The following is an 11,912-nucleotide window of genomic DNA, read 5'->3' as shown; positions in this document are numbered from 1 at the left end:
TCGCCGGGCCGTGTGCCCGGCCGACTAGTGGAAGGTTCGGCGTCGGAATCCTCCGCGTGCCGCTCACCGGAGGCAACCTCCTGGGCGGGGGCCTCGACGGGTGCCTGCGGCACGGGATCCCTTTCCTCGGTGGGGCCTGAACAGACCCTATGGTAGCGGTTTGGCGGACGCGGCTCCGTTCACCAGCCGGTGGGCAGCGGATGCCCTTCGGCGAAGCCGGCCGCCGACTGCACGCCCAGAACCACCCGCTCGTGCAGCTCGGAGATCGTGTTCGCACCAACGTAGGTGCAGGTGCTGCGGACCCCGGAGGTGATGTGGTCGAGCAGATCCTCCACCCCGCCGCGGTCGGGATCCAGCGCCATCCGCGAGGTCGAGATGCCTTCCTCGAACAGCGCCTTGCGCGCCCGGTCGAACGCGCTGTCGGCGGTGGTGCGGGCGGCCACCGCCCGTTTGGAGGCCATGCCGTAGCTCTCCTTGTAGGGGTGGCCGTCGCGGTCGCGCATCAGATCACCGGGGGATTCGTACGTACCGGCGAACCAGGATCCGATCATCACGTTGGAGGCGCCCGCGGCCAACGCCAGCGCCACGTCGCGCGGATGCCGCACTCCGCCGTCGGCCCAGACATGAGCGCCGAGTTCCCGTGCCGCTGAAGAGCATTCGAGAACGGCAGAGAATTGCGGACGGCCGACTCCGGTCATCATCCTGGTGGTGCACATCGCGCCGGGGCCGACACCGACCTTCACGATCGAGGCCCCGGCTCCGATCAGGTCGCGGGTCCCTTCAGCCGACACGACATTGCCCGCCGCCAGCGGGATGCCGAGATCCAGCGATGACACCGCCTTGATCGCGTCGAGCATCTTGAACTGGTGGCCGTGCGCGGTGTCGACCACCAGGGTGTCCACCCCGGACTCGGCCAGCGCCTGCGCCTTGGCGGCCACGTCGCCGTTGATACCCACCGCGGCCGCGATGCGTAGCCGCCCCGCCGCGTCGACGGCGGGGGTGTAGATGCCCGCGCGCACCGCACCGATGCGGGTCAGCACCCCGGCCAGGGCGCCGTCGGCGCTGGTGAGCACGGCCACGTCCACGGGAGCGTGCTCGAGCAGTTCGAACACCTCACGGGGTTCGGTGTGCGCCGGCGCGGTGACGAAATCGGTGATCGCGATGTCGCGTACCCGGGCGAACCGGTCGACACCGACGGTGGCGGCCTCGGTGACCAGCCCGACCGGCCGCCCCTCGAATACCACCACCGCCACGCCGTGGGCCCGTTTGTGGATCAGGGCAACCGCATCGGAGACCGAGTCGTCGGGTGCGAGGACCACCGGGGTGTCGGCCACCAGGTCGCGGCTCTTGATGAAGCCGACGGTCTGTTTCACCGCATCGATCGGCAGGTCCTGGGGCAGCACCACGAGGCCACCACGGCGGGCCACGGTCTCGGCCATCCGCCGTCCGGCCACCGCCGTCATGTTGGCCACGACCACCGGGATCGTCGTGCCGGTGCCGTCGGCGGTCGACAGGTCCACGTCGAATCGGGAGGCGACGTCCGACCGGCTCGGGACGATGAAGACGTCGTCGTAGGTCAGGTCGTACGGGGGCCGCTGGCCGTCGAGAAACTGCACGTACCTCAGGGTACTGCCCGCGCTCAGGCCTCGACTTCGGTGCGGTCTGCGCTCCACAGGGTGTGGAAGCGGGCGGCGGGATCGGCGTCGATGCGGCCGTAGGTGTGCGCGCCGAAGAAGTCGCGCAGCCCCTGGGTCAGCGCCGCCGGCAACCGTTCGGTGCGCAGCGCGTCGTAGTAGGACAGTGCCGAGGCGAAGCCGGGGACCGGGATGCCCAGCTTGGTGGCGGTCACCACGACGCGACGCCAGCTGTCGATGCCGGCTTCGACCGCCTCGCGGAAGTACGGTGCGGCGATCAGCGTGGCGAGCTGGGCGTCAGCGTCGTACGCCTCCTTGATCCGGTTGAGGAACTTGGCGCGGATGATGCAGCCGCCACGCCAGATGGTGGCCATGTCGCCGAGGGTGATCTCCCAGTCGTACTCGGTGCTGCCGGCCTGGATCTGGTTGAAGCCCTGCGCGTAGGCGATGATCTTCGACGCGTACAGCGCCTTGCTGACGTCGTCGATGAACTGCTTTGCGTCCGTGGGTCGTTCACCCAGGTCGCCCGATGCCAAGCCCCGCCCTTTCCCGTCGCTTCGCTCGCCCTGGAAGGCGGCCTTGCGCTGGGGGACCGAGCCCGAGAGCGCGCGGGCGAACACCGCCTCGGCGATACCGGTGACCGGCACCCCGAGATCCAGCGCGGACTTCACCGTCCAGCGGCCGGTGCCCTTCTGTTCGGCCTCGTCGATGATGACGTCGACCAGCGGCTTGCCGGTCTTGGCGTCGGTCTGGCGCAGCACCTCGGCGGTGATCTCGATCAGGTAGCTGTCCAGGTCGCCGGAGTTCCACTCGGCGAAGATCTCGGCGATCTCGGGTGCGGTGAGGCCCAGCCCGTCGCGCAGCAGCTGATAGGCCTCCCCGATGAGCTGCATGTCGGAGTATTCGATGCCGTTGTGCACCATCTTGACGAAGTGGCCCGCCCCGTCCGCGCCGATGTGGGTGCAGCACGGAACGCCGTCGACGTGCGCGGAGATCTCCTCGAGCAGCGGGCCCAGCGACTTGTAGGACTCGGCGGGACCGCCGGGCATGATCGACGGCCCGTTGAGGGCGCCCTCCTCACCGCCGGAGATACCGGCACCGACGAAGTGCAGGCCGCGCTCGCGCACCGCCTTCTCCCGGCGGATGGTGTCGGTGTACAGCGCGTTGCCGCCGTCGATGATGATGTCGCCCGGTTCGAAGACCTCGCAGAGTTCGTTGATCACCGCGTCGGTGGGGTCGCCGGCCTTGACCATGATCAGGGCGCGCCGGGGTCGCTCCAGGGCGGCGGCGAATTCGGCCATCGTCTCGGTGCGGACGAAGTTGCCCTCGGTGCCGTGCTCGGCCAGCAGCGCATCAGTCTTGGCGACCGAGCGGTTGTGCAGCGCGACGGTGTAGCCGTGGTGGGCGAAGTTCCGCGCGATGTTGGAGCCCATCACCGCCAATCCGGTGACGCCGATCTGCGCCGTGCCGGTGGTGCCGTCAGTCTGCGGTGAGCTCATCTCACGCCTTTCAGTTGTGTGAATTTATTTGTGGCACAGCTAATTTCAGGAGAGGAACAGCCGATGCAGCTCGGTCAGCCAGGGCATCGCGACCGCGACGGTGGGAACCACCAACACGACGGCGGCGGCGGTGTAGGCGGCCAGCGACAGCAACAGGCTGTTTCCCCGGCCGCACAGTCGCCGCACCCGGATCACCGTGCCGAGGCCACCGGCGGCCAGCGCGCCGGACGGCGTACGTCCCCACGCGCAGGCCACCAGGGCGCGAGCCAGGGGAGTGGGTCCCGCGGTGCGCACGGCGGCGTCGTCGGCGAGCATCTCGACGAGCAACCGCACGGCGGCCAGCGCGCTGCCGCTGCGGACGAAGCGGGGGAAGGCGGTATGCACGGCGATGAACGCCTCGAGCACCAGGTCGTGACGGGCGCGCAGGTGGGCGCGTTCGTGGCTGAGGATCGCCACGAGTTCGCTATCGCTCAGCGCCGACAGGGTGCCCTGGCTGAGCACCACCCGGCTGCGCACCCCGGGTAGGCAATAGGCCAGCGGTTCGGCAACGTCCAGAACCCGCACCCCGCTCATACCGTGCCGGCAGTCGCCGAGCAGGTCCACCACCATCCGGTGATGCGCCCGGCGGCGCCGGGTGGCCACCGCAACCTGGATCACCGCGACCAGCAAGCGGGCGCCGATGAACAGCGTGATGGCGAAGACAAGGACATAAGCCAGCCACAGCGGCCAGCCCAGGACCCCGATCTCGCTGGTGATGGTCGCGGTCGGGCGGCCGTCGATACCGGGATCGAACAGCCGGCTCGCGATCGCCAGACCCGCGCTGAATGCCGACAGCACGGCGGCCACCGCGATCGACTGCCACAACACGATCGCCGCTCGCGGCGCCCGCATCGGCCAGGACGCCCGGGCCAGCAGCGCGGGCACAGGACCGACCAGCATCAAGGCGAGGAAGGTGAAGGCCAGCGCGGACACGCTGACAGTGTCTCTCAGACGCCGGGCGCGCCGCCAGCCGGCCAGGTTGAACGGTTCCTGGATTCTAATTCGGCCAGGGCGCGGCGCAAGGCGTCGGCTTCGTCGACTCCGACCCGCTCGACGAAGTGCACCAGCGCGGCCTGCCGGCTACCGGAGTCGGCCGCCTGATCCAGTGCGTCGACCATCAGGCCGGCGACCAGCTCGTCGCGGGCCTGGACCGGCGCGTACTGGTGGGCGCGGTCGTCGCGGATTTGCGACACCAGGTTCTTGCGGGCGAGGCGCTGCAGGACGGTCATCACCGTGGTGTAGGCCAGATCGCGCTCGGTACAGAGGGCCTCGTGCACCTGGCGAACCGTCAACGGCTCACCAGCGGCCCACAGGTGGTCCATCACCGCGCGTTCGAGTTCGCCGAGACGAGTCAACTTGGCCATATCCGTTCATTCCGTAGCAGTGAAACAAGAGTACGCCCGTTTACTACCGGGCGTCGTATGCAACTTTCTCGATCAACTCGCCGGACACCGCTGGCGTTCCCAGAACGCCGCCGGGTGTCCGGTAACCGCAGGACAGCCTGCTCAGCCTGGGAAAAACTGTGACGGCATTCACATTAGGCAATGCTAACCTTTTCAGCTCTCTTATGGTTAGGCTTGCCTAACTCTAGCGAAGGAGGTGTCGTGACCACAGCCGTGGTTGACCCGCTGATCGACGGAATGACCATTCGCCGCATGCTGCCCCTGCACGAATCCAGCGGCCGGTTGCGCCGGCTGACCCCGGATTCCCCGCGGGTGCACGGGGTGGCGGTTATGGCCGATGTGTCGCGGCGCCGGTGGTGGCCGCTGGACTCGGTGACGACGACGGACCGGCTGGCCGACATGTTCGAGGCCTCGGTTGACGAGCTCGGCGACCGCCGCGCCGTCGGCCAGCAACTGGCGGCCACGTTCACCCACGCCGTACTGGGCCGGGTGGTCACGCTGTTCGTGCTCGAGGGCCGGGCCTGGGACGCGGGCCCGGGGAACCTGTGGATGCATGTGGACTCCGAAGGGACGATCGACTGGGCCGCCGTGGTGGATCCGATGCTGCGGGTGCTGCCCGACGATCCGGCGATGGCCGACGTGGTCCGGCTGCCCAACGAAGTCGCGCTGGCGACCTGGACCGCGCACCGCTGCCACCGATCGCTGGAACCGATCTTCGAATGCCTGAATCAACTGAGCCGGGGTGCGCTCACACCGGCGGCGATGTGGCAGATGGTCGGCTCGGCGGTGGTGATCACCGCCACTCAGGTGCCCCAACTCGCCGGCACCGGCGAGCTCACCTGTATGAGGCGCGGCCAGTTGGTGCTCGACGCGCTGATCGGCTTCGGGCTGCCGGTCAGGGCGCTGCGGCGCACCGGGTAGGGCTTTTCGATTAGGCAAGCCTTGCCTAGGCTGACACCATCAGACGAACGGACCGTGCCGGAGTCCTGAGGGCTGCAGAGACCCCCGGTCCATTCCGAGGACGGGCCCCGCGTCTCATCGCGCGGGGTCCGTCCCTCATCTCGCCAACGTGTTCGTGTAGACACAAATGCGTGCAATCAGAGCAGTCGCCGATCGAGCAGATCGCCTTCTCCGCCCCATTCGACAACGAACTCGGGCTGGTGTTCACCGAACTGACTCCCGACGGCGCCAAGGCGCAGCTGGAGGTCCAGCCCAAGCTGTTGCAGCCGATGGGCATCGTCCACGGTGGGGTGTACTGCTCGATGATCGAGTCGATGGCCAGCACATCGGCCTTCGTCTGGCTCGCCGCCAACGGTGGCGGCAACGTCGTCGGCGTCAACAACAACACCGACTTCTTGAGGGCGATCTCGGCAGGCACCGTGTACGGGGTCACCGAGCCTGTACACCGCGGCCGGCGTCAACAGCTGTGGTTGGTGACCATCCGTGACGACGAGGACCGGATCGTCGCCCGTGGTCAGGTACGGCTGCAGAACCTCGAGCCCGAGCCCACGCAGGAATAGCGCCACCGGCCGACCTGCTGATCGCGTCGTGTCGTGGCAGGATCGCCCTCTATGCGCCTGACACCGCATGAAACCGACCGGCTGCTGATCTCGTATGCCGCCGACCTCGCCCGCCGCAGGCAGGCGCGTGGACTGCTGCTCAACCACCCCGAGAGTGTCGCGCTCATCACCGACCACGTCCTGGAGGGTGCGCGCGACGGCCGCACCGTCGCCGAGCTGATGGTCAGCGGACGTGAAGTGCTCACCCGCGCCGAGGTGATGGAGGGCGTTCCGGAGATGCTGCACGACGTCCAGGTCGAAGCCACCTTCTGCGACGGAACCAAACTGGTCACCGTCCACCATCCGATCCCGTGAGCCGAGAGAGGACAGCGTGATACCCGGAGAGGTCTTCCTCGGCGACGGCGACATCGAGCTCAATGCGGGGGCCCCGCGCATCGAACTGGAGATCGTCAATACCGGCGACCGGCCGGTGCAGGTCGGCAGCCACGTGCACCTGCCGCAGGCCAATGCCGCGCTGTCCTTCGACCGCGCTGCCGCCCACGGGCGTCGGTTCGATATTCCCGCGGGCACTGCGGTGCGCTTCGAACCCGGTGTGGCACAGCGGGTTCGGCTGGTGCCCCTGGGCGGGTACCGCGAAGTGCATGGGCTGACCCTCAATCCTCCCGGCAAACTGGATCCACGATGACCGAAATGTCAAGGGCGCGATACGCTCAACTCTACGGCCCGACAACGGGTGACCGGATCCGACTGGCGGATACCGACCTGCTGATCGAGATCACCGAAGACCGCAGCGGCGGACCGGGTCTCGCCGGTGATGAGGCCGTGTTCGGCGGCGGCAAGGTGCTTCGCGAGTCGATGGGGCAGGGCAAGACCGTTCGCGCCGAAGGTTCGCCGGACACCGTCATCACCGGGGTGACCATTCTCGATCACTGGGGAATCATCAAGGCCGACCTCGGCATTCGCGGCGGGCGCATCACCGCCATCGGCAAGGCCGGCAACCCCGACATCATGCCCGGTGTGAACGGCGACCTCGTCGTCGGTCCGGCGACCGAGGTGATCGCCGGAAACGGGTTGATCGCGACAGCCGGCGCGATCGATTGCCACGTCCACCTGATCTGCCCGCAGATTCTCGAAGAAGCCCTCTGCGCGGGCATCACGACGATCATTGCCGGCGGCACCGGCCCCGCGGAGGGCAGCAAGGCCACCACCGTCACCCCGGGAACCTGGCATCTGGCCCGGATGCTTGAGGCGCTCGACCACTGGCCGATGAACATCGCCCTGCTCGCCAAAGGCAACTCGATCAGGCTCGACTCGATGCGTGAGCAGTTGCGATCCGGCGCTTCGGGATTCAAGCTGCATGAGGACTGGGGCTCGACGCCGGCGGCGATCGACGCGTGCCTGCGGGTCGCCGACGAATACGGTGTTCAGGTCGCACTGCACACCGACACCCTCAATGAGCTCGGATTCGTCGAGGACACCCTGGCCGCGATCGCCGGTCGGTCGATCCACGCCTATCACACCGAAGGCGCCGGCGGCGGCCACGCGCCCGATATCATCACCATCGTCGCCCACCCGAACGTCCTGCCGAGTTCGACCAATCCGACCCGGCCGCATACCGTCAACACCCTCGACGAGCACCTCGACATGCTGATGGTCTGCCACCATCTCAACTCGAGCATCCCCGAGGACCTGGCCTTTGCCGAGAGTCGCATCAGACCGTCGACCATCGCCGCCGAGGATCTGCTGCACGACATCGGCGCGATCTCCATGATCGGCAGCGATTCTCAGGCGATGGGCCGCGTCGGTGAGGTGGTCATGCGGACGTGGCAGACCGCTCACATGATGAAGAAGCGCCGCGGCGCACTGAGCGGAGACCCCACCGGCGCGAAGGGCAACGACAACAACCGAGCGCGACGGTACGTGGCCAAATACACCATCTGCCCGGCGATCGCGCACGGTCTCGACGCCGAAGTCGGTTCGATCGAGCCCGGCAAGCTCGCCGACCTGGTGTTGTGGGAGCCGAAATTCTTCGGGGTACGCCCGCATCTGGTGATCAAGGGCGGCATGATCGCCTGGGCGGCGATGGGCGACGCCAACGCCTCGATCCCCACCCCCCAGCCGGTACTGCCGCGCCCCATGTTCGGGGCCGCACCCGCCGCCGCGGCGGCCACCTCGGTGCACTTCGTCGCGCCGCAGGCCCTGGAGGACCGGCTGGGCGATCGGATCGCGGTGAATCGCCGCCTGGTCGGGGTGAAGGATGTTCGGCACGTCGGTAAGGCCCAGATGCCGCTCAATGATGCGATGCCGCATGTCGAGGTCGATCCCGACACCTTCACGGTGCGCATCGACGGCGAGGTGTGGGCCGAGCAGCCCGCCACCGAGCTGCCGATGGCGCAGCGCTACTTTCTGTTCTGATGGCGACACATTCCCCGTCGCTTCGCTCGCCCTCGTCGCTGGCCACTCTGCTGACTCTCGCCGACTCCCGGCTACCGACCGGGGGCCACGTGCACTCCGGTGGGGTGGAGGAGGCGGTGACCAGCCGGCTGGTCACCGATCTCGGCACACTTGAGGCGTACCTGCGTCGGCGGATCCGCACCAGTGGCCTGGTGGCGGCGTCGGTCGCCGCCGCCGTGCACCGCGGCGACTTGACCATCGCCGACGCCGACGCCGAAACCGATGCCCGCACACCGGCACCGGCGGCTCGGCAGGCCTCCCGCGCGCAAGGCCGTGGGCTGTTGCGACTGGCCAGGCGTGTCTGGCCGGACCCGGGGCCTGGACGGGCCTGGGATGCTCTCGGCCCGCGCCCGCACCTGCCGGTGACCGCGGGCCGGGTCGGCGCGGTCAGCGGGCTGCAACCCGAGCAGACCGCGCTGTCGATCGTGTACACCACGATGACCGGCAGCGCCACGGCCGCGCAGCGGCTGCTGGCCCTGGATCCCGCCGATGTCGCGGCGTTGACCTTCGGCCTGGCGGAGTTGTGCGAGCACACCGCCGAGCGTGCGAGCAGCGGCCTCGCCGACCTGTCCGACCCGCTGCTCGATGAGTTGGCCGAGCGTCATACGCAACGAGATCGTCCACTGTTCGTCTCCTGAAAGATTCTGTATGCCTCCACATTTCATTGACGGCCAGCCTCATACTCATGCCGATCGGCCGAAGCGCACCCGAGTGCCGGGGGAGCCGCTGCGGATCGGGATCGGTGGCCCGGTCGGTTCGGGCAAGACGGCACTGGTGGCCGCGCTGTGTCGCCAGCTGCGCGACGAACTCTCGCTGGCCGTGCTGACCAACGACATCTACACCACCGAGGATGCCGACTTCCTGCGCCGGCACGCCGTGCTGCCCGACGACCGGATCGCCGCGGTACAGACCGGCGGCTGCCCACACACCGCCATCCGCGATGACATCACCGCCAACCTGGACGCGATCGACGACCTGATCGCCGGTCACGACGACCTGGACCTGATCCTGGTCGAATCCGGCGGCGACAACCTGACCGCGACGTTCTCGTCCGGGCTGATCGACGTGCAGATCTTCGTCGTCGACGTGGCCGGCGGCGACAAGGTCCCGCGTAAGGGCGGTCCGGGGGTGACGTTCTCGGATCTGTTGGTGGTCAACAAGACCGACCTGGCCCCGCTGGTCGGTGCCGACCTCGAGGTGATGCGCCGCGACGCCGCCAAGGTGCGCGAGGGCCGGCCGACGGTGCTGATCTCGCTGACCGAGGATCCGGCCGCCTCGCCAGTCCTGTCCTGGGTGCGCGAGCAGCTGCGCGTCGACCAGCCGGCCTGAGTGGCGATGCGTTCCGACGTCGTGGTCGTGGCGCAGCCGGGGCGGCTGCCGCGCATCGAGTGTCGCGGCGCCCTGGCCGCCCGGCACACCGAACCCGACACCGTGCACCTGGTGTCGGCGGCGGCGACTCCGCTGGGTGGGGACACGATCGCGATCCGGCTGATCGTGGAGGCGGGGGCGCGGCTGCGGCTGCGCACCGCGGCAGCCAGCGTGGTGTTGCCCGGTGCCGCCACCGCGCAGTCGCAGGCGTGCTGGCACATCGAGGCCGCCGGTGAGCTCGACCTCGACCCTGAGCCGACCATCGTCGCCGCCGACGCCCGGCACTGCAGCGAGCTGCGCGTCTGCTTGGAGGAGACCAGCCGGGTACGAATCCGGGAACGGGTACAGATCGGCAGAACCGATGAGCGCGAAGGCTTTTGGAGCGGTGCGCTGTATGCGGACGTGGCCGCGACGCCGCTGCTGCGGCACCGGGTGGAGTTGGGCCAGGGGTCGGTAGCCGACGATGTCCTCGGCGCCCCACTGGCCTGTGTCAGCGAACTGCGCTACCCCGACCCGGCCGTCGATGCCGCCGGGATCACCCTCAACCTGGCCGCCGGCGGCAGCCTGTCGACCTGGCAGGGTGCACGGCTCTACTCGTGACGACCGGCCAGGTTGAGCACCAGGCGGGCACCGCCGAGCGGACTGGTGGTCAACGATGCGGTGCCCCCGTGTAGCTCCGCCTGCTGGGCGACCAGAGCCAGCCCCAGCCCTGAGCCGGACCGCGATGCGGTCGAGCCGCGGGAGAACCGCTCGAACACGGCGGCCCGTTCCGCTTCGGGCACCCCGCTGCCATTGTCGTCGACGGTGATCTGGACGCCGTCGGCCGAACTGGCCACCGACAGCTGGACCTCGGTGGCCGCGCCGTGCTTGACGGCGTTGGCGATCGCGTTGTCGATGACCAACCGCAGTCCGACCGGCAGCCCCACCATGAGCACGGCGGGCGAGGGCACCAGCCAGACGCGGAGGTCGCGGTAGATGCGTTCGGCGTCGTGCGCGGCCCGGTCGAGCAGTTCGGTGACGTCGAACGGGACGAAGTCGTCGGCGGTGGTCAGTTCGCCCTGAGCCAGCCGCTCGAGGGCGGTCAGGGTGGCCTCGATCCGGCTCTGGGTGCGGATGACGTCGCCGATCACCTCGGTGCGCTGTTCGGGCCCGAGATCCAGGGTGGACAGCACCTCGAGGTTGGTGCGCATGGCGGTGAGCGGGGTGCGCAGCTCGTGTGATGCGACGGCGGCGAAGTCGCGGGCCGACTCCAGCGCTGCCTTGGTGCGAGCCTGTTCGTCGCCGATCCGCGCCAGCATGCCTTCGACTGCCTCGGCTATTTCCACCGCCTCCTTCACGCCGCGGACCTGAACCTCGTCGGGGTTCGATTGGGCGTTGATGGCGCGGGCCTGCTGAGCCAGCACCCGGAACGGGTTGATCATGATCAGCGAGATCAGCCAGCCGATCACGACCGTGCCGGCGATCACCCCGGCGCAGATCAGCAGCACCCGCAGGTGCAGTTCGGCGATCCGGCGCTGGGTTTCGGCCACCGGTGCGCCGAGCGCGATCGTGGCCCCGCCCACCGAGAAGGTGCGCACCCGGTACTCGACGCCGTCCATGGTGGTGTTGGCATAGCCGTTGCCCAGCTCGGGCAGCACCACGTCGGGGGGAACTGACATCGTCATGGTCCCGACCCGGATCGTTCGCACCAGATTCCCGTCGGGGGTGGGTGTGCCGATACCGCCGGGGCCCGCAGTGGTCAGCAGTGAACTGAAATCGCCCAGGCTGCTGACCGAGTCCAGCCGCCGGTCCAACTGGCTGTACTGGTCATGAGTGACACCGACCCACACCCAGGTGCCCAGGGTGAGTACCAGGATCACCACGGACAGCGCCGCGACGATGACGATCGTGCGCAGCGAGAGCATGCGGGTCGGCAGCCGTTGCAGTACGCGATAGACGATCTCGTCGGGCTTCACGACCACGCCGACAACCTTAGGGTGCGCCGCCGCAGCGGCG

13 protein-coding genes are annotated in these 11,912 nt (G+C 68.7%); 8 read left to right on the top strand and 5 right to left on the bottom strand.

Going from position 1 to position 11,912, the window contains the following annotated elements:
- Window positions 1–179: 179 nt before the first annotated feature.
- The 4 genes from ORI27_RS05215 to ORI27_RS05200 are packed head-to-tail and all read right to left on the bottom strand — an operon-like array spanning window position 180 to window position 4,536.
- Window positions 180–1,616 carry a GuaB1 family IMP dehydrogenase-related protein gene (locus tag ORI27_RS05215; RefSeq protein ID WP_265995491.1) on the bottom strand — a complete coding sequence of 479 codons (1,437 nt, stop codon included), beginning with the start codon at window positions 1,614–1,616 and terminating at the stop codon, window positions 180–182.
- Between the two features lie 23 nt (window positions 1,617–1,639).
- Window positions 1,640–3,133 (bottom strand): NADP-dependent phosphogluconate dehydrogenase, encoded by a 1,494-nt coding sequence (gene gndA, locus ORI27_RS05210; RefSeq protein ID WP_265995490.1) that lies wholly within the window; start codon window positions 3,131–3,133, stop codon window positions 1,640–1,642.
- A gap of 45 nt (window positions 3,134–3,178) precedes the next feature.
- Window positions 3,179–4,105, bottom strand: coding sequence for a M56 family metallopeptidase (locus tag ORI27_RS05205; protein WP_265995488.1), 927 nt, complete (start codon window positions 4,103–4,105; stop codon window positions 3,179–3,181).
- A gap of 14 nt (window positions 4,106–4,119) precedes the next feature.
- Window positions 4,120–4,536 carry a BlaI/MecI/CopY family transcriptional regulator gene (locus ORI27_RS05200; RefSeq protein WP_265995486.1) on the bottom strand — a complete coding sequence of 139 codons (417 nt, stop codon included), beginning with the start codon at window positions 4,534–4,536 and terminating at the stop codon, window positions 4,120–4,122.
- A gap of 240 nt (window positions 4,537–4,776) precedes the next feature.
- Between ORI27_RS05200 and ORI27_RS05195 the strand changes: the two genes are divergently transcribed.
- From ORI27_RS05195 to ORI27_RS05160, 8 genes are all read left to right on the top strand, one after another.
- The gene (locus ORI27_RS05195; RefSeq protein ID WP_265995485.1) at window positions 4,777–5,496 is read left to right on the top strand and encodes an iron reductase; all 720 of its coding nucleotides are present in this window, start codon (window positions 4,777–4,779) and stop codon (window positions 5,494–5,496) included.
- Between the two features lie 170 nt (window positions 5,497–5,666).
- A complete protein-coding gene (locus tag ORI27_RS05190) occupies window positions 5,667–6,095 on the top strand; it encodes a PaaI family thioesterase (protein WP_265995484.1) in 429 nt (142 codons plus the stop codon).
- Between the two features lie 51 nt (window positions 6,096–6,146).
- Window positions 6,147–6,449 (top strand): urease subunit gamma, encoded by a 303-nt coding sequence (locus ORI27_RS05185; protein WP_265995483.1) that lies wholly within the window; start codon window positions 6,147–6,149, stop codon window positions 6,447–6,449.
- Between the two features lie 16 nt (window positions 6,450–6,465).
- Window positions 6,466–6,780: an urease subunit beta gene (locus ORI27_RS05180; protein WP_265995481.1), complete on the top strand. Its 315-nt coding sequence runs from the start codon at window positions 6,466–6,468 to the stop codon at window positions 6,778–6,780.
- Window positions 6,777–8,510, top strand: coding sequence for an urease subunit alpha (locus ORI27_RS05175; protein ID WP_265995480.1), 1,734 nt, complete (start codon window positions 6,777–6,779; stop codon window positions 8,508–8,510). The genes ORI27_RS05180 and ORI27_RS05175 overlap by 4 nt, the downstream gene beginning before the upstream one ends.
- Window positions 8,510–9,187, top strand: a complete 678-nt coding sequence (locus ORI27_RS05170; protein ID WP_265995479.1) for an urease accessory protein UreF — start codon at window positions 8,510–8,512, stop codon at window positions 9,185–9,187. Before ORI27_RS05175 ends, ORI27_RS05170 begins: the two co-directional genes overlap by 1 nt.
- Before the next feature lie 10 nt (window positions 9,188–9,197).
- Window positions 9,198–9,878 carry an urease accessory protein UreG gene (ureG, locus tag ORI27_RS05165; RefSeq protein ID WP_265995478.1) on the top strand — a complete coding sequence of 227 codons (681 nt, stop codon included), beginning with the start codon at window positions 9,198–9,200 and terminating at the stop codon, window positions 9,876–9,878.
- Between the two features lie 6 nt (window positions 9,879–9,884).
- A complete protein-coding gene (locus tag ORI27_RS05160; protein WP_265995477.1) occupies window positions 9,885–10,517 on the top strand; it encodes an urease accessory protein UreD in 633 nt (210 codons plus the stop codon).
- On the opposite strand, the gene ORI27_RS05155 is transcribed toward ORI27_RS05160, so the two are convergent.
- A complete protein-coding gene (locus ORI27_RS05155) occupies window positions 10,508–11,821 on the bottom strand; it encodes a sensor histidine kinase (protein ID WP_265995660.1) in 1,314 nt (437 codons plus the stop codon). The genes ORI27_RS05160 and ORI27_RS05155 overlap by 10 nt on opposite strands.
- Between the last annotated feature and the right edge of the window lie 91 nt (window positions 11,822–11,912).

It is taken from the genome of Mycobacterium pinniadriaticum (genome assembly GCF_026242045.1).
GTDB classification, from domain to species: Bacteria; Actinomycetota; Actinomycetes; order Mycobacteriales; family Mycobacteriaceae; genus Mycobacterium; species Mycobacterium pinniadriaticum.
This window is presented reverse-complemented; position numbering and strand designations above follow the sequence as displayed.